This is a genomic window from Trinickia soli (assembly GCF_002879855.1).
GTDB classification, from domain to species: domain Bacteria; phylum Pseudomonadota; class Gammaproteobacteria; order Burkholderiales; family Burkholderiaceae; genus Trinickia; species Trinickia soli.
Genome location: NZ_PNYB01000007.1, coordinates 100,671 through 126,733 on the forward strand (window position 1 = coordinate 100,671; position 26,063 = coordinate 126,733).

Here is a 26,063-nt window from a genome sequence, read left to right on the forward strand (position 1 = left end):
TACAGCATTTCGCACCCAGTGCCATTTTCATCGTTGGGCGGTAGATATCCGTCCAGCCATAACTGTCTCGACGAATGCTCGGTTCTTCAAAGCAATCTGCTGCGCTTCTGGCCTGGCAGACTGGTCAAGATCGAGCCGTAGGTGTCTCAAAGCATAGAAGAGGAACGCCTGACGGCACTGAAACTCGACCTGGCCGTCCTTCATCCCGAAGTCGAGCTCTATCGCTCGCCTATGAGACTCAGATAACTTCGGATGCGGAACAAGCACCAGGGGCACGATGGTGTGCCACTCCTGGTCGTCTTCAGCGCTGGCCGTCGCTGCGGGCTCCGAACCGTTGACCTCGAGTATGCGGGCAATCACGAAATCGCGGAACTCCTTGCGCGTGTGACAGTAGGCACGCGCGTGCCAGCGAAATCCGTCATGGGCTAGCGCATGGGGAGACAGCGTTCTCGAGGTCGGCTGCGGTCGTGTCATCGACTGATAGAGGACGCGCAAGGCCGTGCCCTCACGGATTGCCTTCAACAACGCGACAAGGACATCAATGCGAAACGTTCGTCCGGGGCTAGGGACAGTAGCCACCGTGGGAGCCCATGCGAGGAAGCTGCTGGGCCTGGAGTCAACGCCGGCGACTTGAGCGAGCAATTCGTTGAGGTAGCGGCTTGCGTCGCTCGACGCGTAAAGGGGGCTGAAGCCGTCCGAGGCGAGGTAAACCCGCGAGCTTCGGTCGTACACAAGATTGCCTGGCGCCAGCTCGGTGTACCGGGATATGTCCAGAGACGCTTGCGGCACGGAGATGCCGAAGAAGTCTATCAGGTCCCCTCTGTTGAGTCGGCCGTCCCATCGCAGGCGGAAGTCGATGAATTCCAGCCGACGTTCTTGGCTCCACCTGCCGGCCGGGCGGCTGGCCGCCTTGGCGGTGTCTGATGTTGGGCTGGTATGTTCCTTCATGTTGAAGATTTTGTCATGAGAACAAAAACTAGACTAGTATAAAAAATAGTCGTAAATTTGAACAACAGTTCAGCTTGGAGGTCCAAGGTGCGAGTCGCGAGCGTCAGTCGAGTCGACGGAGGTGCTGCATGAAGGCGCTTCGCGGTGCTGCGGCCCTCCGCAATCTGCGGGAGCAGCCGCTGTGGAAACTGCTTGCGGCCACCAAGGCCCCAGTGGTGATTGCGCTGCTGCAGTCGTTGTTCATGGAGGCTGACAAAGCTCTACCAGGCTCGGTGCTTCTGGAATGCCTTGCTCGTGACGTCGATGCTCTGCGCTCGGCAGGCGAAGACCTGCCGCAAGCGCCTCAGGCCTATGTCGCCGAATGGCTCAACCAGGGATGGCTGACGCGGCGGTTTCCGACCGGCGCTCCCGAGGAGGAGTACGAGCTGTCGGCTGAGGCTCTGACCGCGCTGCGCTTCGTCACCAGCCTGTTGAAGCCGAGAACCACAGCGACGGAGAGCCGGCTGTCAGTCGTCATCCATCAACTGTCACGCCTGGCCGAGGAGACGAACACCAGCCCTGAAGCTCGCTTGGCAGCGCTGCGCGCTGAGCGCGACCGCATCGACAGGGCTATCGAAGAGGTCGAACGCGGAAGCGTCAAGACGCTCGCGCCAGACCGAGCGCTGGAACGTGCGCGCGAGGTCATTGCCCTGGCACAGGAACTTGCCGCCGACTTCCGGAGCGTTCGGGATGAGTTTGATCGCTTGAACCGTGGGCTACGGCAGAGCCTCATTGAGAACGAGGGTAGCCGCGGCGAGGTACTGGAGCAGCTCTTCGCAGGCGTGGACCTCATCGGCGAGAGCGATGCCGGCCGGACCTTCAATGCCTTCTGGCGGCTGCTGACAGACAGCGAGCAAGCCGCCACTTTACGGGAGTCACTGGATGAGGTGACGGGGCGCCCCTTCGCACGGCAACTGGAGTCACACGAACGGAAATTCCTGCTGGGGCTGACAGGTGCCCTGCTCAACGAGGGCCGTGGCGTGCACGACGTGCTGCAGCACTTCGCGCGCAGTCTGAAAAGCTTCGTCCAGAGCCGGGAGTTCCTGGAGCACCGTCGGCTGCACAGCTTGCTGAAAGAGGCGACACAAGCGGCACTGAGTGCCAAGGACATGGTGCGCCCAAACGAGCAGGTCGGTTTCGAGCTCATGCAATCCAGCAGCCGCATTCGGTCGGTATCTCAGTGGGCTCTGTATGACCCGGCGCAGCGTGTGACCGACTCGTCGATGCTGGCCGCCGAGCCTTCGGAGCTGGACCTCGATGCAGTGAGCGAACTCGTCCGCCAGTCTGAAATCGACTTCCGGACGCTCAAGGCGCATCTGCGTGCCATTCTCGAACGCCAATCGCAAGTCACCATCGGCCAGGTCCTTACGGAGTTCCCGGCAGAGCAAGGGCTTGGCAGCGTCGTTGGATACGTGGCCCTAGGCGCCAAGCATGGCGAAGTCACGGACGGTTCCGAAATTGTTTCGTGGACCGGTGACGACGCGACGCAGCGTCGCGCTAAGGTGCCGACCATCTATTTCATGAGGGAGCGCTATCTTGAACTCGTTGACTGATACGACGGACGAGCCTCTTGCCGAGGAGCCGACACCTGACGCGCCGACCGCAGAAGCGACAACCTTCCGCGGGGACACAGGCGGACTTCCCATCGACACTCGGCGGGTGCTCGTGCAGTTGCTTCTGGGCCCTTCGGTGGACGCTCGGCGCCAGTCCAAGCTCTGGCCAGTGCTGTTGCGCGACGAAGCCGTCATCCGGTCGCGCATGCACGACCTGTTCTTGGAAGTTGTCATTGACTACGAGCAGCGCGTCGCGTTCACACGGCAGGTCGTCTCCGAAGAGCTCGACGTGCCCATCCTGCTGCGCAAGGCGTCGCTGACATTCTTAGAGACGGCGTTGCTGCTGTTCCTGCGTCAGCGCTTGACCCAGGCCGATGCTCAGGGCGAGCGCGCGGTCGTGTCCTTCGGCGACATGCAGCAGCACTTGTCGGTGTTTGAGCGGGACAGCAATCCCGACCACGCGAAGTTCGAGCGGCAGATTGTCAACGCCGTTGACAAGGCCAAGAAGCTGAGCCTGCTGCAGTTCATCCGAGGCTCTGGCGAGCGCTACGAGGTGGCGCCGACGTTGAAGCTGTTGTTCTCCGCCGAGGAAATTCAGGACTTGGCGAGAACGTACGCCTCGTTGGTATCTGCGCCAGCGGCGGCTCACGAGGACGGTATCGAAGGCGACGGACAGGTTGATAGCCCTGAAGATGAGGAGGAAGCCCTGTGAACTCCGTTGGCCAAATCGCCCTGCTCGACGGCGCCGATGACCAGTTTCGGCTCACCCGCATCCAGACGTTCAATTGGGGCACGTTCTCCAACGTCTTCGACTTCCCGATACCAAAGGAGGGCTACCTCTTTGTCGGCCCATCCGGCTCGGGCAAGTCGACAGTCTTGGACGCTCATGCGGCATTGCTGACGCCGCCGAAGTGGGTGGACTTCAACGTCGCTGCTCGCGAGGCCGAGCGACATGGGCGTGACCGCAGCGTGATGACCTACCTTCGTGGCGCTTGGGCGCAGCAGACGGGGGATGGCGGTGAGTACGTCTCGCAGTACCTGCGCAGCGGCACGACTTGGTCGGCCATCGCCGAGACCTACTGCGACGAGCAGGGCCATGTAGTCGTTCTCGCGCAGGTTCTATGGGTCAAGGGAAACTCGACGGCCTCAGGGGACGCCAAGCGCTTGTATCTGACCCTGGAGCGCGAGTTTGACGTGCAGGAACTGGAGTTCTTTGCCAAGAACGAGTTCGACACGCGGCGCTTCAAGCATGACCTGCCTGATGCCAGGGTGCATACCGAGTTCAGCGCCTACCAGGAGCGCTTCCGCCGCTTGCTGGGTATCGACAACGAGCGTGCGCTTCGGCTCCTGCACAAGACCCAGTCGGCCAAGAATCTCGGCGACCTCAACGTGTTCCTGCGGGATTTCATGCTCGATGAGCCCGAGACCTTTGGCATCGCCACCAGCCTAGTCAACGAGTTCGGGGAGCTGAACGAGGCGCACCAGGAGGTGGTGGCGGCTCGCAAGCAAATCCAGACGCTCAAGCCGGCGCGTGATGAGCACATGGAGTTGGGGCGAGGGAGCAACGAGCGCAACTGCTTGCAGGCCATCCAGACCGCCACTGACCAGTACCGAGAGTTCCGTCGCAAGGCTCTCCTCGATGAGCGAGTTGCGGAACTGGAAGTGGACAAGGAGGCGTCTCGCCAAGAGGTTCAGCGGCTATCCCAGATTGCCGACATCGAGTTCGAGAAGCTGACGGACCTGCAGCGCCAGAAGCTCAACATGGGCGCTGACGTTCTTGACCGTCTGGAAGAAGACATCAGGGCGGCTGAAGCTGAAAAGCCTATCCGGATGGGGAAGCGCGACCAAGCGGCCGCGGCCTGCCAGGTCATGGGCTGGGCAGTGCCCGATAGCGTCGTTTGGTTCGTTCAGCGGGTGGAGGCTGCCAAGCAGCGTGTTCTGAAGTCCCGCGACCTGAAGAAGGAACTCGAAAGCCGCAAGGACCAGCTCAAGGCTGACCACCGGAAGGCGAGCGAGGACTTCGCCAAGACCGTGGCCGAGGTAAAGGCGCTTGAGCGCCAGAAATCGAACATCCCTGCGCGGCTGGTGGATCTGCGAGAGCGCATGGCGCGCGATCTTTCGATCCCGGAAGAGAAGCTGCCCTTCGTTGGAGAGTTGGTGGAAGTGCGTTCCGACTCGGCCGAATGGCAAGGTGCCATTGAGCGTGTTCTCGGCGGGTTCGCGCGAGCCATCCTCGTCGACGACAAGAACTACTCCGCAGTCTCCGGCTACCTGAACGAGCGCAACATCGGCGAGCGCCTGGTGTACTTCCGTACCATCCAACAGACCTCTGGGCGCACCCCCGGTCCGAACTCGCTGGTGCGCAAACTGAACCTGGCGTCAGGGGCCTTCGGCGATTGGGTTCGCGAGGAACTGAAGCACGCGTTTGACCTCGAGTGCGCTGACACCATGCAGACCTTCCGGAATGCGCCACGCGCGGTCACGAGGGAAGGCTTGGTCAAGCACAGCACGACCCGGCACGAGAAGAACGACCGACACAACGTCAACGACCGCAGCCAGTGGGTCTTGGGCTTCGACAACAAGGAGAAGCTGGCGCTGTACCAGAACCAGGCCGCAGAGTTGGGTGGGCGCATCTCCGAACTACAGACGGCGCTAGAGAAGATTGGTGACGAGGAAGACGCCCAACAAGAGCAGTTGTTGCACTGCCAGAACCTGTCGAATCTGACCTGGAATGATGTCGACGTTGGCGCTCTCCTGGCTCGCATTGACGACTTGACGATGCGTCTGAAGGCGGAACGGGATGCGCGGCCAGACCTAGCCGTTCTGGACGACCGTATCAAAACGCAGGAGACGGTGCATTCCAAGGCTGTCGGCAAGAAGAACGACGAGGACGCGAAAGGCCGGGGCCTCGCCAAGGACCTCGAAAAGCTGAACGGCAAACTCGCCGAGCTGGCGCGTCTGTGGCCGACTTCTGATCGCGCGCCGGCGTTCGCAGACCAGATAGGAGCCAGGTACGAGGCCGTTGGCAAGGAAGTCACTCTTGAGAGTCTCGACCAGGTGCATGCGCAGGTCGACCGAGGGCTCGGCAACGAGTTGCGAGCGCTGGAGTCTCGCTTGACGGAGTTGAAAGGTTCCATCGTTCAGCGGTTCGTCGAATTCAACCGCTTGTGGCCTGCGGTCGCTGGCGGTCTCGACGCAACGCTGGAAAGTGCGGACGACTATTTGGCCAAGCTCAAGCGTCTCGAAGACGACAACTTGCCCGCCTATGAGGACCGCTTCTTCAGCCTGCTTCGCGAACAGAGCGACCAGAACCTCACGCTGCTGACGACCAAGCTGGACGAAGAGCGCTCGGCTATCCGCTCACGCATGGAGCTGGTTAACGAGAGCTTGGAAACCGCGCCATTCAACCCGGGGACCCACCTGGTCATCGAGACGACGGATAAGTCGCTAGAGGACGTGCGGCTGTTTCGCGCGAGCTTGAAAGAGTCGCTCAGCCACTCTTTCTCGAATGATCGCGATCTGGCCGAGGCGCGTTTCAAGACCTTGGCGGCCTTGGTCAAGCGTCTTGCGAGCCAGGAGACCGTGGACAAGAACTGGCGCAACCTGGTGCTCGATGTCAGGCAACACGTGGAGTTTGTCGCTCGTGAGCTTGACGGCGATGACATCGAGGTGGATGTCTACCGCAGCGGAGCCGGCAAATCGGGTGGGCAGCGCCAGAAGCTGGCGGCGACCTGCTTGGCTGCTGCACTGCGCTATCAACTTGGCGGTCAGGACAGGGCGTTGCCGAGCTACTCCACCGTGGTGCTTGACGAGGCTTTCGACAAGGCTGATGCCGAGTTCACTGCGATGGCGATGAATATCTTCAAGACTTTTGGCTTCCAGATGATTGTGGCAACGCCGCTCAAGTCGGTGATGACGCTGGAGCCGTTCATCGGCGGCGCCTGCTTCGTGCATATCAAGGACCGCAAGAAGTCGGCTGTCATTCCCATCGAGTACGACCGTGGCGCTCAGCGCTTGAAGCTGACCCAGGACGTTCGCAATGCCGAAGAAGCTGCTATCTCCTGACGCCGCTCGGGACTTCCTCGTTCGGCGCTTCAATAACCAGCACCAGAACTGGTTGGCAGGCGAGGGTGCGTGGCCGCTGACGGTCAATTTGGGTGTCCCGACCGAAAAGGACATCACGGACGACGTGGCGGCAGTCAGGGCTTGGGCATCAGCCTGGCAGTCGAGGACGGGGCCAGGTGAGCTTGTGTTCGAGGAGCGCCAGTTCGCCAGGCTGGGCCGGCATCTGCTGCCGGTCAGCTTGACCTTGCCGGATGCGGTGGCTGTCGCTGCTTGCGTAGGGCAGTTGCGGCGCTGGGAAATTGCCATGCAACGCTGTCAGCAGATGCGGGAGCGGTGGCCAGACATGGGGGTGCGTGCGCTCGCAACGCGGTTCGATGTGCTCGCGGACTATTCCGCCGTGGACTTCGAGCGGCTAGTTTCCCTCTTGGCCTGGCTGAACGCGAACCCAGCATCAGGCTTGTATCTTCGCCAGATACCGGTGGAAGGGGTGGATACGAAGTGGCTTGAGAAGCGCACGGGCCTGGTCGCGGGCCTGCTTCGATCACTACGTGAGGTCAGCGAAGAGGAAGGTGACTTCTATCGCGTCTTTGGGCTGAGGAAGCCGGCGCATCGGGTACGTATTCGGGCTCTTTGCCCCGCCTCGCGACAGGCCATTGGAGGTCTATGCGACATCGAAGCGCCGGTGGCAGACATAGCGGCGTTGCCGATTTCGCCCCGGGCTGTTGTCGTTGTCGAGAACCTGGAGACCGGCTTGGCGCTGCCCGATTTGCCCGACACGGTGGTCGTCATGCGGCTCGGAAGCGCCGTTGGTGCGGTAAGAGCACTTCCGTGGCTGGTTGGGGCAGAGGTGGTTCTGTACTGGGGTGATATTGACACATACGGTTTCGCCATCCTGGATCGCGCACGTCGTGCCGTGCCGCACCTCCGCTCGGTCCTAATGGATGAGGAGACGCTGCTATCGCACCGCTCGTTGTGGGTTCAGGAGGCTGCCCAGTGTCCCAACGTTCCTCTTGACGCGTTGACGGCGGAGGAGCGGTCGGTCTATGAAAACCTGAGAGCCAGCGCATGGGGTACTCGCATTCGGATGGAGCAGGAGCGGTTGGGCTGGGCTGATGCCATGGCCGTGCTGATGCGTGCGCTTCAAGGGGGTGAGCCACTCCAGAGTGGCTCATGAGCAACCAGCGGCCTAAGGGTGCCTTAGGTGGTTGTGGCGATTCAATGAGTCAACCATGTGATGGTTTGCTGGGCGTCCGACGCGGTTAGCATCACTGCAACGGTGTCGGTGCTGGCCGGCCCCTTTTTTGTAAATGAATTATTTTGGGGGAAACCGTATGACGGGGCTGCGAATGCAGATTTGCGCTTTCAGCGCTACTTGAATACTTACCTGGAGCCCGCGCCGGTTCAAGAGCCAGTAGATGCAAGTACCGATCCGCAACTCTCTACGCTGATCACTACTCTGCTGGAAGAGGCAATGAAGTCGCCAGAAGGGGCGTTGTTTGACATCGGCTGTGGTAAGGGGACTTTACTTGAGCGATTGGCGGGCTCATCCGAATTCGTGAACAGCAACTGGGCCTACGTGGCGGTCGACTTCGACGAGATGCTGGCCGAGGTTCAAGCAGTTGCTCGGCAGAAGCGACTGAATCGGCGAGTCGAATTGCTGTCCGTAGATGATTTCTATAAGCAGTGGCCTGATCTGCCGCGCCCCCACATCTACTTCTGTCGAAACGTACTGCACGAGTTGACCATATCGCAAACGGCCGACCTGTTCCGGAGACTATCTGACAAGCGTAAGGACGGAGAACTTGTATTCATTCAAGATTTGATGAACTTTCAGGAAGGGGCGCGTATGCAGTGCGGTGCCGAGCGCAATCGCGAGCGCGCCGCCGCGGATGAGACCTTCCCAGGTCTTGGACGTACTCACGAGCGGCGAGAGCTTGTGCTTCCCCCAAAGCTTGCCGCAGACGTATTGGAAGACATCGCTTGCCTGGACGACGAGCAGGAAGAAATGCAGCAACGGCCCGTTATCGTTGAAGTAGTGCGGGAAGTCCAGCAGCAGAAGCGCAGGCGCGTAGCTCAGCGAATAGACGCATACCATGAGCGCCCACTGGATTTTTGCGGTGCGTTCGAGAAAATCGGCTGTGTCTTGCGAAAAGGCGGCAGCGGCAGCGAGCACGAGAAAGGCGTATACGGGGATGAAAATCGCGAACAACCCGTCGGATTCCAACGAGGGTGATCCAAAAAGCGTGTGGCATGGTTATCCCTTGGCGGTGTTTTGCAGGCGGATCACGGAGGCGCGCGCTTCAAACAGAAACGCGTCTTTATCTTCTGCGGCCCGGGCGATTTCGCCACCGAACGATACGTGGCAACTGACTGGAACCGGCAGCACGGCTCCTTTGGGCATCGCGCGTGCGAGATTGGACAGATGCACGGGGACGAGCGCGACGTTCGGGAATTGTCGGGATAGCCAGTAAAGCCCGCTTTTGAACGGTCCGATGTCGCCATCGAGACTACGCGTGCCTTCGGGAAAAATGATCAGCGATGAGCCGGTTGCCAGCGCTTCTTTCACGCGTTCTAGCGGATCTTCGCCGCTTTCGCGTTTGCGTTCGACAAAGACGACGTTGAGAACGTGGTTGGCGATGAAGCGTTTCGTCGATGACGAATCCCAGTAATCGCGAGCGGCGACCGGCCGGACATGGGCGCGGGTTTCCCGCGGCAACGCGGCGAGGATGGCGAGCGTATCGACGTGGCTCGCGTGATTGGCGAAGTAGATCGTCTGCCCGTTGTTCGGCCGCGCCATGGCGACCGTGCGCGCCCACGATCAGGCGCACTACGCCGAGTAGGAGGCTTTGCAGCAGGTTACGCATGATTGGCCCCTGCCTCGACGTCATGCAGGTCTCGCACGATTGCGCGCGTTCGCGTGATGCAGGTCAGGGCGCTGCCGGCCGCGATGATCGCGAGCGCGATGAACAGGCAGATGTGATGACGATGCAATGCGGTTTCGGCCGCGTTCGCGACACACCCGAGCGTCAGTAGCGCCATGCGGTGCTGCTTGGCCATCGGCCCGATGAATCTTTGCGCGAGACCGACTACGCCGCCGAAGACTCTCACATACGCAGTGAGCGCGGCGAGCAGGGCGGCGGCCCACCCGAGGGACGGCGCTGCGACCGCATAGCCGGCCGCGACGAGTAGAAGCGTGTCGGCCAGCCTGTCGGGGAATTCGTTGTAAAGCGCGCCGACGACCGACCGTTTCCCGCCTTCGATTGCGACGAGTCCGTCGATCACGTTGCACACGAGACGCAGTTGAATGCCTGCGATGGCAATGATCATTGCCCCGATGCTGTCGGAGGCAATCAGTGCGGCCGCGCCGATTGCAGCGAAGATCACGCTTGCGCCGGAGATTTGATTCGGTGTGATAGCGCTTCTGGCCAGCGTGCCTGCCAGCATGAGGATGAGTCGGTTCGATCTGGATTTGATTGGTCGGCGGTTTTCATCCATTGGGATCGGGCTCCTCGGTTTTGGTTATTGGCGTCATTGCCTTTTATTCTTGTCCATCTACATTGATGAAATCAACTGTGCGCCGCATTCGGTCGGGTCGTCGTGATAGGCGACCGGTTTGCCGTGATGCAAACGGGGGCTGTTCTCCGGCAGGATTTTGAAATTGCCTTTGCATTGGGGGCACCAGGTCATGTCGCCCTGCACGGCGACGGGCAGGCCCATTGCCGTGATGTCGTCGCAGGCTGTGATGACTTCGCCGCCGTGGGTCGTCTTGTCGTGCAGGCGGATTACGCCTCGGCCGTTTTCGTGTTTCATGGGAAGTGCTCTGTGTCGCTGTTACGCAGCGGCTGCGGTTGCGCGGTGTTTTTGGTGGAGTTCGTGCATTGCGAGGCGCAGGTTCTCGCCCGCATAGCGCGTGCGGTATCGCAGGTAGCCGCCGCTTTCCCACGGCGCGTTGCGGGAAAACAGAGTGCCGACGATGGCCGTATCCAATGGCTTGAAGCCTGCGTAGGAATCGTGGCAGTAGGTGTTGAAGAACGTCAGTTCTACGTCGCCAGGTTGGCGTTGGACTACCTTCTCCAGAATTTCGCGTCGTGCCTTCGGGATGCTTTTCTTGGCTTGGGCGGCTTGCGCATATTGATGCTCGGCTGCTTTGAGCCTGAAGATCCGGCCGCGTAGCGATAGCTTGGCGCTCCCGACGGCTTCCTTCGCGTCGCGCAGTTGGATCTGCGCGTCGTACACCTCGCCGATGTCGTTCATGAAGATCCGGTGCGCGCCAAGCAGGTCTTCTTTGTCGCCGTCACCGGCGTTTTGGAAGAACGGTAGCGTCTCGTAGACGTGACGATGCAGATAACGCCACGCGAGGATGTCGATGAGGCAGTCGGAGATGGCGCGGACGCCGGTGCCGTTGGCTTGGATGAAGGCGGTGTAGTCGGATTGGAGCCGGTCGCTGATCGCGAATGCATTCCAGCCGTCGACGACGGTGGCGTTGTCGCTATCGAGCGGCACCCGGGCTGCCCGGGCCGCCTGATACAACATGTTCAATGGAATTCGCGCGAGCTTGTTTTCATCTTCGCCGCCATTCTTGCCCTGCTCTTCGGGCAGGTAGCCACCGCCCAAATCCGAGTGCATCCCCGGGAAGCGAAACTGGCGGCAGCGTGGCGGCATCGCCTCGCCGGGTGCGCAGATATCGTCGAGCGGAAATGATTCGCGTTGCTCATGCATTGCGACGTAGTGTTCGCAGTGGCGCACGCGTGGCGAGAGTCGCAGGTTCTTCGGCTCGCCCCAGTCGTAGTGGCCGTCAGTCCAACGGCCCGCGGCAGGCCCGAGGCTGACAGCGGCGACTGTATCGAAGATGCCGAGAAAGCGGATATGCGCTTTAACGCCGCCGAGTGTGTCGCCCTCGAAGCACTCGTCCAACCAGTTGCAGAACACGCGTGCCTGGGCCGCCCCGCGGCTGAAGCCGAATACGTCGATAAAGACTTCTACGAGCTTTGGCGCTCGCGTGTCGGCGATCCGCTGCGCGAGTTGTGCGAACTGCTGTTTTAAGAATTTCGTGCGATGCGAAATGCCGCCCATGGTCAGAAGGCCGCCTTCGTGCTTCATGTCGACCATCTCCAGCGCCCGCAGGTCGGCTGGAGATATGCGGCGGGCAGCGGCCTCGTCCGGATTCTGCAGCGGCAACCAACCGTTCGTGCAAAGCGCCTTGACCGTTCGTTCGTCGATCATCGGCGTGTCGTAGTTGTCGAGCGAACCGTGCATCGCGTTCAGGATGTGCAGCATTCCGAACAGGATGCGGGCGTTGCCACCTGCGCCGAAGCCCATTCCCAACGTACGTGGCCCGTCCTCGCCAATTTCGGGGAACGGCGTGCCGACCCCGGGAATGTAGAGGGGGTAGTATCCCTTCCGCTTGTTGTCGGGATAAGCGCGGTAGAGCCTGGCGACATTGCTGTCCTTTTTGCGCTGCAGTTGCGTCGCCCCGCCGAGGCCCGGCTCGGCCCAGTCCTGGTTGTTGCCGGTGCCGTCGAAGAACACACCAATTTCGATGCAGAATTCGCACTTGTCTGGGCGATACCAGCGGCTCGGGCCGGTCTCGGTCACGCCCTCGGTATGGTTCGGATGGGCGGCTGCCCGCAGGAGGCTGATCTCTTCGTTCATTGGCTCGGTGCTCCCGTGGTTTTGGCGGATTTGGACGTAGGCTCTTTTATCTTCTGTGACGTGCATTCGGCAAGATGCGGCGCTGCTTGGCAGCGACGGACGTGGCGCGCGGCACGCATCTTCTCCCACGCGTCCCTCTTACATGCCTGGTAGGCAGGGCCGGTTGTTATCCGTGCGCACCGCGGCAGATAGCGGCGCGCGTCTTCGCGCTGATCGTCCAACACCTCTTCCCGCACCTGCTTCATGCAGCGATCGATATCCGGCGCTGCTGCACAGTGCTGCCTGGCGATGGCGATATCCGCGAGGTGCTCGTTCGTGTCACGCCAGTCGTGCCGTGCCGGATACATATCCGACGGCTCCTTCTGAGGAATGGGATCGTGCGGGCCGGGGTAATTGGGTGCGCTCGGCCCTACGTTGGACACCACCACACGTACGTCGCCGTTGGCGAGGAAATGCACCCAAACGCGACCACCGTCTTCGCCGTAGGGCTCAATCGGCACGTCGGCCTCGTAAGTCTTCCCTGTGTCGTGCTCCCAGTCCCTCACGTCCCAAACAACATGCGCGGTCAATCCCGGATGCCACTTCTCGGGCAGTGCAGGGCTGGGAGCACCGGCGTTGCCAGTTCCGGCCTGGAAGCCTCCCGCGCCGTTGACCCAGAAGTCAGTGATGCTCAGGTTGTCCGCGAGGTGATCGATACCTCCCATACCGGCATAAGCTGGCGCAGGACTTAGCGCCGCAGTAAGTGCAAAGCCAAACGAGATAAGCCACGCCCGGCAGGTTGTTTTTGGCATTTTTATGTCCTTGTTTGAGGGGCCGTATCCCCATGCCAGTTCACCAGCTCGCTCCACTGCGTCGACGCGCGCAGCGACTCGACCCGCTTCAGAAACCGTGCGTCCGTGAGCACCGAACCATCGGTCTGAACAGCCGCCGCCGCGACGTGACGTTGCACCTCGAACGGCTCGATGCCATGCAGCAGTACAAACGCGGCCGATGCCTCGACGTGGCGGTATTGCCCGGCAGACAGATGCGGCTCGCCGGTTTGCGCTCCGCCCACTGCCAGCGCATCGGCCAAAGCCCCCGCCAACGCTTGCTCCAGTAACGCGGCGCATTGCTCATCCGATAGAACGATCTCGGCATGGCGATGCTCATCGGCCGGTAGACCCCGGCCAAACGCCTTCTCATCGCCGAAGCGATCCAGGTAGTGCCATTGCGTCACCGGGCCTTTGAGTCGCGTGATCTGTTTCGTTGTCAGTACGCGCGCCAGCGCATCCAGCGCGCGGGTGTCTGCGAATCGAAGGAAGTACCGATCGCCCTCGGCCATCGCGATGCTGCGTTGTGATTCAAGGTGCATGGCGAGGCTGGCAAGGCTCGCCTCGCTGAAGACGCGGCTAACGCCATATCGCCACGGCAACTCGAGCGGTTCATCGCCCGGCACGCAGGTCTTGAACTCGTCAGCATCGAACAGCCACGGTCCATACTGCTTGGCACTCGCAGAGGCAAGATCCGCATAAAGCGGAGTCGCGTTGGCCGTGTGCGTTAGCGCGTCGAATTGACGGAGGCCGCGCCAGATGGCTGCGTCGATTAACACGAACTCGTTCATGTGAAATGTCTTCCTTAATGAGGCACGAGCGCGTTGCCCGAACCGGCGGCGATCTCGAAGCACCGCTCGCAAAACGTGTCGGGAACGTTCGGAAAGACAGTCGGCACGTTCTGCGGGCCGACGGTTTGATGGGCAGCCGCATGAATGACATTGGCACCCGGTGTCTTGCCGTTGATGCCGTTGGCGTCGATCACAAGCTCGCTGTTGCCGGCATTGAGTCGAATACCCTGCTTGGCCGTGAGCGTGATCCAATCGGTCGTGCTGATGATTGCAACGACCTTCTTCGCAAGCAGTTCGAGGTCGTCGTTCTGCGCTTGCACCTGCACCTTGCCGCTCGCGGCAATGAGCTTCATGCCCATGCGATGCACGAACAGCGAAAACTTCTCCGATACGCTCGCAAGCAGCGATTTACCCGCTGCGAGCGATACGGTTTGACCGGCGGTGACGGCAACGTGCTGGCCGCTTGCGAGGTGTGCGGTCGCGGGCGTCGTCATCTCAAGACCCGCTGCGCCAGCAAGCAGCAGATGCGGCTCGCTCAGTTCGGGGAAAGACCCATGGCCGCCGCCTGAGCCCTCGATGCCATCGGCCTGCGATTGCAGTACCTCAGCCACCTGCGTCTGATCGCTTCCCCGCTCCTGCCCCTGATGGTGCTGCGAGAGCCTGGCCAATTGACCATGCAGCGTCTGCGCTTGGTTCAAGCGCGACACAGGCTCGCTGACATCGGCGAGGTGCGATCGCCCTTGCGGCCGCACCTCGGTGCTGACCAACAGGCCCTGACCCGAGCGGATCGCCCCGACGGCATCGGTGCGCAACTCGAACCCCTCACCGCGTGCGTCTTTGCGGCCCTCCCAGTCTTCGATACGCGTGATGCTGCCCAGCGACAGCTGACTCGCCCCATGGTCGCTGCGCAGTTGCACCTGAATGGCGTTCTCCGTGTCATCGAGAACCAGATGATTGCTCCGGCCACCGGCGCGGTTGCCCGCATCGCGAATGAGCTCACGCGTACGAATGCCCGTGAGCGCCCGTTGATGCGGCAACTGCCACGACGACAGCTTCAGCGCGTTATGCACACACCCGACGATGATCGGATGATCGGGGTTGCCGTCGACCCACATGACGATCACCTCGGAGCCGATTCTGGGCAGCGCCGTCATGCCCTGGCTGCCGCCGGCCCAGTGGCTCGATACGCGCACCCACGTCGTGCAACGGCCCTCGCGATCCCAGTTGAACTGCGCCAGCACACGGCCGTATTGGTCCGTATAGAGGCTCTCGCCCTTAACCCCGACAACCGTTGCCGTTTGCGGCGCGAGGATGCGCGTATCGACGCTGTTGTAGCCCGGCATCGGCCGCCACCGGGTGCGCTTGGGCACACACGTGAAGCTGTTGTGGTAGACGGCCGGTACGTCCACGCCCTGCAGATAGTTGTTCGTCGCCACGTGATGCGCCGACACGATCAGATATTCGTCGTCGTACGGATTGCGGCTGATGGCATATCCGAACGAATCGGTCAGGCGAAACCAGCGGCCCGGCATGACAAAGCGGCTGTTGCCTTTGGCCTCGTACCAGCGCGCGCTCGCCTCGATCGCTTCGGTGCGCCGCGTGTTCAGTTCCTGGCCGTCCTCCGTGTTGCGGTAGCCATAAGAGCCGGCATACTCGTGCCATTCGAGCGGGTGCATGCCGCTGCCTTGAAAGCCGGCGATCCGTCCTTTCACCAGGCCCCATGTGTGGGCGTTTGCTTCTGGATCTTTGAAGTCGGCGCGCGAGATGGCCGTGTGCGTCGATGTGACTTGCTGGGCGGGCGAGAAAGAGGCGATGCCATCGGCCTCTTTCGAGCCGGCCTCGCGCTGATAGGGCATCTGATAGGTGCCTCCGTCGATCTGCGGCTCGTCACGCAGCGGATCGGAGACGATCAATGTATGGGCGTGGGCCGTATGCTCGTACCAGTAGCACAGGCCCAAATGCTCCAGACGGCGATGGACGTAGTTGTGATCGTGCTCGTCGAACTGGCAGGCCATCGTCATGGGCGTGTCGCGCTGGCGCACTTTCCACTCCCACACCGGCAGCGTGCCGTGATTGTCGAACACGGCGGCAATCTGGCCGCGTATCGATAATTGACTGAACAGCCGATTGCGCTTGCTTAACGTCAGATAGCGCAGCCACGGGCCCAACTCGGCTTCGTAAAACGCAATGTCGCCATCGGTTTTAACGAGTCGGAATGAGAAGACATAGCCGTTGAAGTATCGAAAGCTGCCGTCTTCGCGAAGAAGCTGCACGGCGAGGCGCTTTCCGGTGAAGTCTTTCGGGTCGAGCCTGGCGTTGTCGGAGAGGATTTCCAGAACGTAGCGGAAATCACGCGAGAGAGATTCTTCGGCTTCGAGACGATTGACGAGCAAAGTCCTATACGGCGCATTGCCCTCAGGGAACGACAACGTCAGAAGCCGATTCTTCTGCCTTCCAGAGGCGATCGTCTGGAAGTCTTCTGCGGATAAGCCGGTAGTCATAAGCGCGCCTGATATCCAGGTCGATGATCGAGGTCGCGCGATTATCCAGAGGTTTTTCTAGTTAAGTATCGGGATGCGGTGAAGATAAGACCAATTAACTTTGATGGCAATCTGCAAGGGGGCGGCAACCTCCGTGCCGCCCTTCGCGGCAGGAAGACTACGAAGCCAAAGCCTCCGTGATCGCCTCGCAGAGCTCCTTCGGCGCGAACTTCGCGACATATCCGTTCGCGCCGGCATTGCGCACGTGGGCCTCATTCGCGGAACCGGTCAATGACGAATGAATGATCACCGGAATATGCTTGAGCCGCTCGTCCGCTTTGATGCGACGCGTCAACATGAAGCCATCCATCTCGGGCATTTCCAGATCGGTGATCACGAGCGAGATCTTGTCGCGTGCAGGTACCTTTTCCTTCTCCGCATCGTCGGCATAACGCTGCAACATTTGCCATGCTTCTTCGCCCGTCGTCGCGAGCACGTGCGGTGCACCGATCGCCGTCAGCGCCTGATCGAGCAACGTCCGCGCAAACGCCGAATCGTCGGCGGCCAAAATCTTACCGCCCGCCGCGTAGTGCATCTCCGCGCTGATCTCGGTCTTGTTGACGTCGCGATGCTGCTCGGGGAACACGTCGCGCATGACTTGCTCGACGTCCAACACCTGCGCCAAACGAAGCTCGCCCGATTCGCCGTTAAAGCGCGCAATGCTCGTGATATAGCCCGCGCCGCCCGCGCATTCGGCCGGATGCACCTGGCTCCACTCGAGCCGCACGATGTCGTCGACGTCCTCTACCGCAAACGCCTGCGTGGTCCGTGCGAATTCCGTAATCAGCAGGATGTTCGGCTCTCGCGTCGGCGTATTGCGCGTCAATTTGCAGAGATCGATCACCGGAATGATCTGGCCGCGAATGTCGATGGCACCCGAAACCACGTCGGGCGCGCCCGCGATCGGCGTGATCTCGCGGTTCGTGATGATTTCGCGAACCTTGAAGACGTTGATGCCGTAAAGCGCCGGCTCCACGCCGGGGCGAGCTTGCCCCAAGCGGAAGAGAAGAAGTTCGAACTTGTTTTTGCTCGTGAGCTGCGTGCGCTCATCGTGCATGATGTCGTGGCTTGTCATGCCTTGCCTTTGCGTGAATTCCCCATGCGCGTCCCCGCAAGTCGTTGCGCAAGACGCCACCTGTCTGGTTGTCGGCGGCGAACAGGAAAAACTAAAGGCAGGTGACGGACCCGGGCCGACTAAAAAAAGAGGGCGCGGTCGTCACGAACGCAGGTATCCCGGCGCGGCGCGTTTCTTGCGTGCCACCGTTCACCTTTGCAACGACCGTGGGGCGATCATGAACCGTAACAGCACAGAGCCGCAATCCGAGCCGGAACAAGGGGCTGAGGAGCCAAAGCCGGCGCACCACAGCGACGACGCACGCAGCCGCATCCCGCAGCGCGACGACAAGGGGCGCAAGCAGTCTCCGGCCGATAGACCGGGAAAGCAGCCCGGTGAAGGCGAGCCGAGCGTCGGCTAGCCAGCGGGTAGGGTATATCCCGACGGGCGAGCCGGATCGGCTCGTCCCGCTTTTCAGCAACGTCTTACTTCGCGGCGTCGGCTTCGCACTTCTTCATGAACGAGGCTTTTGCGGCACCGGCGAGCGGCTTGCCGTTCGAACCCACGGCCTTGCTCGAGCAATCGTTCTTTGCCGCCTTCATCTTGTCGGCTGTGCATTTCTTCATGAACGAGGACTTCGCCGCGCCCGCCAGAGGCTTGCCGTTCTTGCCGACGGCCTGCGATTCACAGCTTCCCGAAGCTGCTGCGGCAGCCGGCGCCGCGCTTGCCGCCGCGTCGGTGGTTGCGGCTTGGGCCATGCCCACTGCAAACATGCCCGCGATCGCCGCCATGACAACTTTGTTCCACATGACCAGTCCCTCCTGAAGTGGTGAGAGCGAAGCGCTCCTCCCCGTTAACGGTGCTCGAACGCAGCGGTTGACCGCGAGCGCAACGCAACGGACGCATGACGCGGCCAAAAGCGCGCTTTCACAAAAGTTCAGCTTCGACCGCTGCAGCCGGCGCCGCGTGCGCCCAGGGCGGCGGCTATCATTGTCCCGCGCCGGTACCTGACTTCATGGCTCCTGCTTCGCGTCGCTCGTGGCGATGAGCCGTTCGAGGCGGCGATCGGGCACGAGCCAAAGCAATGCCACGCCCGCGAAGAAGGCAAGCCCGATGCCCGGATACCCGAGCCATGCGGCGCCGATTCCGAGCAGATACAAGAGGGGCGATGCCTTGCCCTTCAGGCCGCGACCGATCGCGCGCGCAAGCAGGCTGTCGGGACCGTGGTGGCGGACAAGCCCCGTCTGCAGGATGAACCAGGCGCAGGCGCAGGCCAGCAGGTTGACGCCGTACAGCATCGTCGGCCACCGGGCAAAATGGTTTTCGCCCATCCATCCGGTGCTGAACGGCAGTAACGACAGCCAGAACAGCAAATGCAGATTCCACCAAAGAATCGCACCGTTCACGCGCCGCGTCGCCTGCAGCATGTGGTGGTGATTGTTCCAATAGATGCCGACGTAGATGAAACTCAGCACGTAGCTCATGGCGACGGGCCACAACTGGGCCAGCGCCGCGAAGTCTTCTCCGTGCGGCACCTTCAGTTCGAGCACCATGATCGTGATGATGACCGCCATCACGCCGTCGCTGAATGCTTCCAACCGGTTCTTTTCCATCGTTGTGAGTTCGCGGTTCGAGCGCGGGCCCGTCGGATTTCCGAAGTCCCCGCTGCCCTGTTCGTCAGACGACCGCAGTCGCTTCCACTTCCACCTTCAGCCCGAAATGCAACGGGCCCGTCGGCACGACCGCCCGCGACGGGCGCGCCTCGCCGATCCATTGCCCGTAGACGTCGTTGAACGCCGTCCAGTTGGCGAGGTCGTTCAGATAAACCCGCACCTGGACCAGCTTGTCGATGTCGCTGCCCGCAGCCAGCAGCGCCTGCTCGAGATTGGACAATACCTGCTTGGCCTGCACGTCGAACGGCTGATCGGAGAGCTTCTCTCCGGCGGGCGTAATGGGCAACTGCCCCGAGACGAAGACGAAACCGTTGGCGACGGTCACATGGCTGTAGTGGCCGCCGGGTTTGGGCAGCAACGGCGTGGCCGGATGCGTGACGGTGGGCTGCATGAAACGTTTCTCCTCGGTGACGTGTTGCCTGTGGTGGGTGGCGCGACGATCGATGTGTCGTGCGAAGCGTGATTTGAGCACAGGTGCGCCGGTCCTGTCGCCGAACCGTCTGCAAGGGTCATGATGGCAAATGAAGAATACTTGAAACGCTGATGTCGCCACGCGGCCTTGCCGATAAGCCGGCTGTGCCTTGATTTCCAGGCAGATACGCGGACCTCCGAATCCCGGCCATGAAGCTCTTTCTCAGCGCGCTGCGCAACGGCCCGGCATCGAACTTGCTGCATACCACGGCGCAACGCGGGCGCTTCCGGGTGACAATGGAGCCCCGCGCCCGTCCGCGATCAGCGGATGGCGGCCCACCTTCGACAAGGAGCTGATCTCCATGCAACGCGCCAGTAAACCCGGCTCTCTTCTCCTCTGCGCCGCAGCGGCCGCGCTTTGTTCCGCACCGCTCTCCGTCCTGGCTCAGCACGCGGCATCGATGCCCGGTATGAGCAACATGAGCAGCACCGCGGAGGCGCAATCGGCGCCGGCCAGCGGCAAGACGGCTTCCGGCGACTCGACGGCCGCGTTCAAGGCCGCCGACGAGCGCATGATGCAAGGGATGCAGGGGACGGCCTATACGGGCAATGCCGATGAAGACTTCGTTGCGCATATGACGCCCCATCATCAAGGTGCGGTGGAGATGGCCGAAGTCGAACTCAAATACGGCAAAGATCCGCAGCTGAAGCGTCTGGCTCGGAACATCATCAGCAGCCAGCGCAAAGAAATCGAATTCATGAAGCAATGGCAAGCCAAACACGGCAGCCGATAAACAGCCAATCGCCGCCGCGCTCGAACTCCCCGCCTGTCTCGAAATGGCGGGCGCTTGCCGCGCCCGCGTTCCTCCGCATCAGCGCATCAGCGCGTAAGCACGCCTGCCGACCGACCGCCTTTCACATCCGAAACGATTGCACCGCCTATCAAGCTTGATGGGTTCGTCGAGCTGTCCCCCTTTGTTAAATTCGCTTGGACGAGATAAACGTCGCTTGTTTGCGAGGTCGATTCGCCCGCACCGCCCGGCGCCGCTCGGATGCTTCTCGTATCAACCGCAACTGCTGATGAACGCAATGGTGATGGACCCACTGAAAGACCCCGGCCGCCGCATCGTCAAGCGGGAATCGTTGTGTCCGAACGTGGCTGTGCCCGCTGTATAGGAGAGACGATGCTCGCCATGTTGCGCCAGGAGCGCCGACTCTCGGTCCTGCTAACCGGCAATCTGCTGTCGCAAATCGGCGACGGCGTTCATGAGTTCGTGTTCATCATCACGGTGCTGCACGTCACGCAGGCCAACGTAGCCCTGTCAGGCGCGATCTACTTCTTTCGCTTCATTCCGTACCTCGTCTTGGGCCCGCTCGGTGGCACGCTGTCGGACCGCCTGTCGCGCCGCGCGCTGATGATCGGCGCCGATCTGGCGCGCATGGCGATCACGAGCGCGTTCTGCCTGTTGCTGTCGAACGGCCACATCGGTGTGACGGCGCTCGCGCTGATCGGCATGTCGATGACTGCGTTTCGCACGCTGTTTCAGCCGGCGTTTCAAGGCGCCATGCCTTCGCTGGTGCGGGCCGAGCATTTACCAATCGCCAACGGCGCCGCGCAAATGGCTGCCGAAATGGGCGGGCTGATCGGTCCGGCGCTTGGCGGCACCTTGCTCTATGCCGTGACTGATGTGGGTTATGTGCTCGCAATCGACGCGGTGACCTATCTCGTATCGGCGCTTTGCGTGTGGAGGACGATTCCAGCATCGGATCGCAGCGACGCCCCCGAAGGGACCGCGCGATGCCCGCTGCGCAGCTTGTACGGCGAGTTCGCGGGCAACTTCAAGGCAGTGCCCGGCCGACGTGAGCTGTCGGTCAGCATCGGGTACTCCGCGCTCTGCATCCTGTTCGTCGGAGCCGCGTTGCGCGTGCTCATTCCTACGATGCTCATCGGCGAGGGCTACGCCGATAGCGTGATCGGTTACGCGATGAGCTTCATCGCATTGGGCGCGCTAAGCGGCGCGTTGTTATGCAGCAGCGTCTCGCGCGATTTCAGCACACCGAGCCTGATGACGTATTGGCGCTGCTACGGTTTCATGCTCGCGCTGCTGCCGCTGTGCGCCGTCAGTGCGCCCGCGACATTCGCCGGTTGCTTCCTGCTTGGCGCGATCGGCGCGTTCGTCGATGTCGTCTTGCCGACGAACATTCAACACTTGTCTACCGACGCCAACGTGGGCAAGAACTTCAGCTTGTTTTCGACGTTGGCCAATACGAGCGAGGCGATGTCGGGCGCGCTCGCAGGCGCGCTCAGCGCGATCGCACCGGTCGCCGTGGGGATTTCGATCATCGGCGTGGCCGTCGTATCGGTCGGCTATATCGGGACGATGCGGGCCACGAGGCGTCATGCATGAGTGGCCGCATGCAATCGTGGCCGAGCGCGCAGCAGCGTCAGGTACGGACGAACATGTACTCGGGCCGAATGTCCCATAACAGTTGAAGGATCGGCAACTCCGACAAATACAGCCCGGCTTGGAACATTGCCTGTGCCGCACCGATAATCGAGGCACCCGATGATTCCGAACGAGCGCGCTCATGACCACGCCCACCCCGTATCGCTACGAACAACTGGCCGACATGATCGTCGGCATGGTCGAGAACGGCACCCTCGAACCGGGCGCGCGCGTGCCGTCCGTGCGCGCCGTCAGCGAGCAGCACCGCATCAGCATTTCGACGGCGTTGCAGGCGTACCGTCTGCTGGAAGAGCGCGGCGTTCTCATCGCCCGGCCCCAATCGGGGTTCTACATCGCGCCGGCTCGCAGCGGTGCGCTCGCATTGCCTTCAACGGCGCGAGCGCGCATGAAACCTTCGACCGTATCGATCAGCGGCGCCGTTGCGGGGCTGCTCGAACATGCGTCGAACGCGTCGCTCGTGCCGCTTGGTTGCGCCGTGCCCGATTACCAACTACTGCAATCGAAGCGGCTGGATCTCGCGCTGGCGCGCGCGGCGCGGCAAGACGGCGCCCGCTACAACGTCTATTGCGAGCCGCGCGGTGAAGCGAGCCTGCGCCGCGAAATCGCCAAGCGCGCGATGCGCGTGGGTCACACGCTCGCGCCCGACGATGTGCAAATCACGGGCGGCTGCACCGAGGCGCTGACTTTGGCATTGAGCGCGGTGGCCAAGCGCGGCGATACGATCGCGATCGAGTCTCCTACTTATTTCGGCCTTCTGCACACGCTCGAAGTGCTGGGCCTGAAGGCGTTCGAGTTACCGACCGATCCGACGCGCGGCGTCGATCCGGGCGCGCTCGCACGTTTGCTGGAGGCTGAGCCCGTGGCCGCCTGCGTGTTTTCATCGACGTTCAACAATCCGCTTGGGTCGGCGATGACCGACGCGAACAAGCGTGCGCTGCTTGCACTGCTCGCTCGACATGCGGTGCCGCTCATCGAGGACGACGTCTACGGCGATATTTACTTTGGTCGCGAACGGCCGACACCGTTCATTGCGCTGGACGGCGGCGCCAATACGATCTACTGCAGCTCGTTCTCGAAGAGCCTGGCTCCCGGCTATCGAATCGGGTGGATCGCCGCTGGCGCTTATTCGCGGCAGGTCATGGAGCGCAAGCTTGCGTTCAGTTTGTGCGGTCCCGTGCTGCCGCAAGTCGCGCTCGCCGAATTCCTGTCGACGGGCGCATACGACGCCCACTTACGCCGCATTCGTCGCGTCTTCGAAGCGAACCTCATGCAGCTGGCGCGCACGGTCGAGGCGGCTTTTCCCGCCGAGACCCGGCTCAGCCGGCCGGCGGGCGGGTTCGTGCTCTGGCTCGAGTTGCCGCGAGGCTTCGATTCGCGCGCGCTGTTCGATCGCGCCCTCGACAAGGGCATCTGCTTTGCACCGGGCGATGTGTTTTCCGCAAGCCGGCGCTTTCGCAACTGCCTGCGGCTCAGCGCCGGGCACGCCTGGAACGGGCGTGTCGAAGACGGCGTGCGCCGTCTGGGCCGGCTGGCAAAGGCAATGCTTGCCGCGTGAAGGCAGGGACATCCTGAAACTGTGATGGTCGAACCGCGCGAAAACTGTGGCTGTTATCGTCGCTGAGGCGGCGTTACGATCGGCGCTGGTTTATAGGGAACCGCGATGGAACCGCGATCGAACTCGTGGCTCAGCCCGATCCAACACCGAAACAAGGAGCGAATATGGCCGAGATCAATGCAAAGGAAGCAGCCCGCCAGGGCGTGGGAACCATCGTCAATTTGCGCGACAAGCTCGCGCTTGTCAGCGATCGTTGGACGCCGCGCGTCGTGGCGCAAATGAACGACTATCAGTTCAAGATCGTCAAGGTGCAGGGCGATTTCGTTTGGCATAGCCATGCCGATACCGACGAGACGTTCTTTGTGGTCGAAGGCGAGTTACGTATCGATCTGCACAGTGGCCCCGTGCATTTGCGCGCCGGCGACCTTTACGTGGTGCCGCGCGGCGTCGAGCACAAACCGTATGCCGAGCGCGAGGCGAGCCTGATGTTGATCGAGCCCTGTGGCGTGCTCAATACGGGCGAAGAACGTAACGAACGAACGCAACCGAATGACGTCTGGATCTGAACGGCCTCGGGTTTGACCCCTATGCATACGCGGCGGGTTATTTCGGCTATACGCATATAAATCCCGAAGCGTTCTTGCCGTAAATCAAGCGTGAGTGCCCCGGTTCGGCGGCGGAAACGGGGCTCGCTTTTCTTGAAAATCGGTAAGGACTCCAAAATGAACCGACTCGACCGTCTGACAGTGTTGAGCAAGCTCTTGTGTGCTTTTGCCCTCGTGATCGGTCTCGGCATGATCGTGGGCGGCGTGGGGGTCTGGGGTATCGCGACGATGCACGGTATCGCGGCGGACCTGGGCACGGCGCAGATGGATGGCCTGTATGCCATCGAAGAGACGAACAAATATCGCCTCGATGCCGATCTTTCCGGCGCGAACCTCGATTTCGCCGCCGACGCGGCCGCAAAGCAGAAGCTGCAGCAGCGCATGGCGGACGCGCTCGTGTCCATCCATCAGAATCTCGACCGGTTCGCACAGGCGATTGGCGACGATCGCGGTCATCAGATCGTTGCGGACGTGCGCGCCAAAGAGCAGGTGTGGGACAGGTTCATCCGCATCCAGGTCGGTAGCGAGTCGATGCCGGCGGGCATGGACCACACCGAAATGGTTCGCGAAGTCATCGCCGCCAGCGATGCGCTGCGCGAATCGCTCGAAGCGGCCATTCGCTATAAGCACGCGGTCGCTACCGATAGCGTCGCCGAAGCGACTGCGCGATTCGAATCGCTGCGCGCGATCATGTTCGCGTTCATGGGGGCGTCGCTCCTGGCCGGCGCCGGTCTGGCCTGGTTGATCGCGCGTCGGCTCTCGCGTCAGCTCGGCGGGGAGCCGGGCTACGCGGCGCATATCGCAAGCCGGATCGCGGCGGGCGATCTTTCCGTACGGATCGAGACGCGCGCGGGCGATCGATCGAGCTTGCTGTGGGCGCTGAAGGATATGCGCGATCACCTGGCCGGCATCGTGGCGCGCATCGGCGCTTCGAGCGAGGCGATCGCCGGCGCGTCGCAGCAGCTCGCGCGCGGCAACGCCGATCTTTCCTTGCGCACGGAGCAAGGGGCCGCGGCGCTGCAAGAGACGGCGTCGAGCATGGAGGAACTGAGCTCGACCGTCCGTCACAACGCGGATAATGCGGCGCAAGCGAGCACGCTCGCGGGTGCGGCATCCGGGGTCGCGACCCAGAGCGGCACCCTCGTCGAAGAAGTGGTGGAGACGATGCGCGAACTGGCGAACGGCTCCAAGCGCATGACCGACATCATTGCCGCCATCGAGGGCATCGCGTTCCAGACGAACATCCTCGCTTTGAACGCAGCGGTCGAGGCTGCGCGCGCCGGGGAGCAGGGGCGCGGCTTCGCCGTCGTCGCGGGCGAAGTGCGTTCGCTCGCGCAGCGCAGCGCCGTGTCGGCCAAGGAGATCAAAGCGTTGATCGAAACCTCGACGGCGCGCGTCGATAGCGGCGCGGCGCTGGCCGAACGTGCGGGCGCGACGATGTCCGAAGTCGTGCGCGCCGTGCAGCGCGTGACCGACATCATGGGCGAAATCTCGGCGGCCTCCGGCGAGCAAACCAAGGGCATCGAGCAGGTGACGATCGCTGTCTCGCAGATGGACCACACGACGCAGCAGAACGCGGCGCTCGTCGAGGAAGCCGCCGCCGCGGCAGGCTCGATGGCCGAGCAAGCCGGGCAATTGAAGGCGGCTGTCGCCGTTTTCGAGCTCGGCGCTTAGGAATATCGCCGTCGTTCCGAGTCTGACTTCGAGGGCTGACTTCAAAGGCCGACTTCGCCACCTGACTTTGCCGCAGCATGACTCGCTCGACCTCCCGAGGGCGCAACAGACTGCGCCTTCTTTATCGATCGATGGCTCGATCGCTTGTCACCGGTTATTGCCGTCCTTAAACTCGCGCGTGATTCCAAAGCGCCGCCGTATCGGAGCGGCGCACCCACCCCGCGCG

The 26,063-nt window shown here is 61.9% G+C and carries 23 protein-coding genes; 10 read left to right on the forward strand and 13 right to left on the reverse strand.

Annotated elements, in window-relative coordinates; translation table 11 throughout:
• Positions 1-27: 27 nt before the first annotated feature.
• On the reverse strand, positions 28-948 hold the full coding sequence (locus tag C0Z19_RS10195; RefSeq protein ID WP_102609705.1) for a helix-turn-helix transcriptional regulator: 921 nt from the start codon (positions 946-948) through the stop codon (positions 28-30).
• Positions 949-1,076: 128 nt separating this feature from the next.
• Between C0Z19_RS10195 and C0Z19_RS10200 the strand changes: the two genes are divergently transcribed.
• Genes C0Z19_RS10200 through C0Z19_RS10215 form a run of 4 tightly spaced genes read left to right on the forward strand, consistent with a single transcriptional unit; the run spans position 1,077 to position 7,779 of the window.
• The gene (locus C0Z19_RS10200) at positions 1,077-2,540 is read left to right on the forward strand and encodes a DUF3375 domain-containing protein (protein ID WP_102609706.1); all 1,464 of its coding nucleotides are present in this window, start codon (positions 1,077-1,079) and stop codon (positions 2,538-2,540) included.
• A complete protein-coding gene (locus C0Z19_RS10205) occupies positions 2,524-3,252 on the forward strand; it encodes a DUF4194 domain-containing protein (protein ID WP_102609707.1) in 729 nt (242 codons plus the stop codon). The genes C0Z19_RS10200 and C0Z19_RS10205 overlap by 17 nt, the downstream gene beginning before the upstream one ends.
• A complete protein-coding gene (locus C0Z19_RS10210; protein WP_102609708.1) occupies positions 3,249-6,605 on the forward strand; it encodes an ATP-binding protein in 3,357 nt (1,118 codons plus the stop codon). The genes C0Z19_RS10205 and C0Z19_RS10210 overlap by 4 nt, the downstream gene beginning before the upstream one ends.
• On the forward strand, positions 6,580-7,779 hold the full coding sequence (locus C0Z19_RS10215; protein ID WP_102609709.1) for a DUF3322 domain-containing protein: 1,200 nt from the start codon (positions 6,580-6,582) through the stop codon (positions 7,777-7,779). Before C0Z19_RS10210 ends, C0Z19_RS10215 begins: the two co-directional genes overlap by 26 nt.
• A gap of 600 nt (positions 7,780-8,379) precedes the next feature.
• Here C0Z19_RS10215 and C0Z19_RS10220 read toward each other — a convergent pair.
• The 9 genes from C0Z19_RS10220 to C0Z19_RS10260 all read right to left on the reverse strand — a co-directional run bounded on the left by C0Z19_RS10220 (position 8,380) and on the right by C0Z19_RS10260 (position 17,472).
• The gene (locus C0Z19_RS10220) at positions 8,380-8,778 is read right to left on the reverse strand and encodes a phosphatidate cytidylyltransferase (protein ID WP_233196089.1); all 399 of its coding nucleotides are present in this window, start codon (positions 8,776-8,778) and stop codon (positions 8,380-8,382) included.
• Between the two features lie 81 nt (positions 8,779-8,859).
• Positions 8,860-9,402 carry a lysophospholipid acyltransferase family protein gene (locus C0Z19_RS10225; RefSeq protein ID WP_425330275.1) on the reverse strand — a complete coding sequence of 181 codons (543 nt, stop codon included), beginning with the start codon at positions 9,400-9,402 and terminating at the stop codon, positions 8,860-8,862.
• 59 nt (positions 9,403-9,461) lie between these two features.
• Positions 9,462-10,049 (reverse strand): CDP-alcohol phosphatidyltransferase family protein, encoded by a 588-nt coding sequence (locus C0Z19_RS10230; protein ID WP_233196081.1) that lies wholly within the window; start codon positions 10,047-10,049, stop codon positions 9,462-9,464.
• A gap of 108 nt (positions 10,050-10,157) precedes the next feature.
• Positions 10,158-10,415 (reverse strand): PAAR domain-containing protein, encoded by a 258-nt coding sequence (locus C0Z19_RS10235; RefSeq protein WP_102609712.1) that lies wholly within the window; start codon positions 10,413-10,415, stop codon positions 10,158-10,160.
• 21 nt (positions 10,416-10,436) lie between these two features.
• Complete coding sequence (locus tag C0Z19_RS10240; protein WP_158242966.1) at positions 10,437-12,257, reverse strand: T6SS phospholipase effector Tle1-like catalytic domain-containing protein; 1,821 nt, start codon at positions 12,255-12,257, stop codon at positions 10,437-10,439.
• A complete protein-coding gene (locus C0Z19_RS10245) occupies positions 12,254-13,048 on the reverse strand; it encodes a DUF3304 domain-containing protein (protein WP_233196082.1) in 795 nt (264 codons plus the stop codon). Before C0Z19_RS10245 ends, C0Z19_RS10240 begins: the two co-directional genes overlap by 4 nt.
• 2 nt (positions 13,049-13,050) lie before the next feature.
• Positions 13,051-13,857 (reverse strand): DUF4123 domain-containing protein, encoded by an 807-nt coding sequence (locus tag C0Z19_RS10250; protein ID WP_102609715.1) that lies wholly within the window; start codon positions 13,855-13,857, stop codon positions 13,051-13,053.
• Positions 13,858-13,871: 14 nt separating this feature from the next.
• Positions 13,872-16,358: a type VI secretion system Vgr family protein gene (locus C0Z19_RS10255; protein WP_102609716.1), complete on the reverse strand. Its 2,487-nt coding sequence runs from the start codon at positions 16,356-16,358 to the stop codon at positions 13,872-13,874.
• A gap of 157 nt (positions 16,359-16,515) precedes the next feature.
• On the reverse strand, positions 16,516-17,472 hold the full coding sequence (locus C0Z19_RS10260; RefSeq protein WP_102609717.1) for a chemotaxis protein CheV: 957 nt from the start codon (positions 17,470-17,472) through the stop codon (positions 16,516-16,518).
• Positions 17,473-17,689: 217 nt separating this feature from the next.
• Here C0Z19_RS10260 and C0Z19_RS10265 point away from each other — a divergent pair, with 217 nt between their 5' ends.
• On the forward strand, positions 17,690-17,872 hold the full coding sequence (locus C0Z19_RS10265; RefSeq protein WP_102609718.1) for a hypothetical protein: 183 nt from the start codon (positions 17,690-17,692) through the stop codon (positions 17,870-17,872).
• A 64-nt stretch (positions 17,873-17,936) separates the two neighbouring features.
• On the opposite strand, the gene C0Z19_RS10270 is transcribed toward C0Z19_RS10265, so the two are convergent.
• The 3 genes from C0Z19_RS10270 to C0Z19_RS10280 form a co-directional block, all read right to left on the reverse strand.
• Entirely contained in the window at positions 17,937-18,260 is a 324-nt protein-coding gene (locus C0Z19_RS10270; protein WP_175084026.1) for a hypothetical protein, read from the reverse strand.
• A 204-nt stretch (positions 18,261-18,464) separates the two neighbouring features.
• On the reverse strand, positions 18,465-19,064 hold the full coding sequence (locus C0Z19_RS10275) for a TMEM175 family protein (RefSeq protein ID WP_102609719.1): 600 nt from the start codon (positions 19,062-19,064) through the stop codon (positions 18,465-18,467).
• A 64-nt stretch (positions 19,065-19,128) separates the two neighbouring features.
• A complete protein-coding gene (locus tag C0Z19_RS10280; protein ID WP_102609720.1) occupies positions 19,129-19,515 on the reverse strand; it encodes a RidA family protein in 387 nt (128 codons plus the stop codon).
• A 382-nt stretch (positions 19,516-19,897) separates the two neighbouring features.
• On the opposite strand from C0Z19_RS10280, the gene copM reads away from it, so the two are divergent.
• From copM to C0Z19_RS10305, 5 genes are all read left to right on the forward strand, one after another.
• The gene (gene copM / locus C0Z19_RS10285) at positions 19,898-20,329 is read left to right on the forward strand and encodes a CopM family metallochaperone (RefSeq protein WP_102609721.1); all 432 of its coding nucleotides are present in this window, start codon (positions 19,898-19,900) and stop codon (positions 20,327-20,329) included.
• A gap of 390 nt (positions 20,330-20,719) precedes the next feature.
• Positions 20,720-21,943, forward strand: coding sequence for an MFS transporter (locus C0Z19_RS10290; RefSeq protein WP_102609722.1), 1,224 nt, complete (start codon positions 20,720-20,722; stop codon positions 21,941-21,943).
• A gap of 181 nt (positions 21,944-22,124) precedes the next feature.
• Positions 22,125-23,558 carry an aminotransferase-like domain-containing protein gene (locus C0Z19_RS10295; RefSeq protein WP_102609723.1) on the forward strand — a complete coding sequence of 478 codons (1,434 nt, stop codon included), beginning with the start codon at positions 22,125-22,127 and terminating at the stop codon, positions 23,556-23,558.
• A 164-nt stretch (positions 23,559-23,722) separates the two neighbouring features.
• Positions 23,723-24,124 (forward strand): cupin domain-containing protein, encoded by a 402-nt coding sequence (locus C0Z19_RS10300; RefSeq protein ID WP_102609724.1) that lies wholly within the window; start codon positions 23,723-23,725, stop codon positions 24,122-24,124.
• A 156-nt stretch (positions 24,125-24,280) separates the two neighbouring features.
• On the forward strand, positions 24,281-25,837 hold the full coding sequence (locus C0Z19_RS10305; RefSeq protein WP_102609725.1) for a methyl-accepting chemotaxis protein: 1,557 nt from the start codon (positions 24,281-24,283) through the stop codon (positions 25,835-25,837).
• Positions 25,838-26,063: the final 226 nt, after the last annotated feature.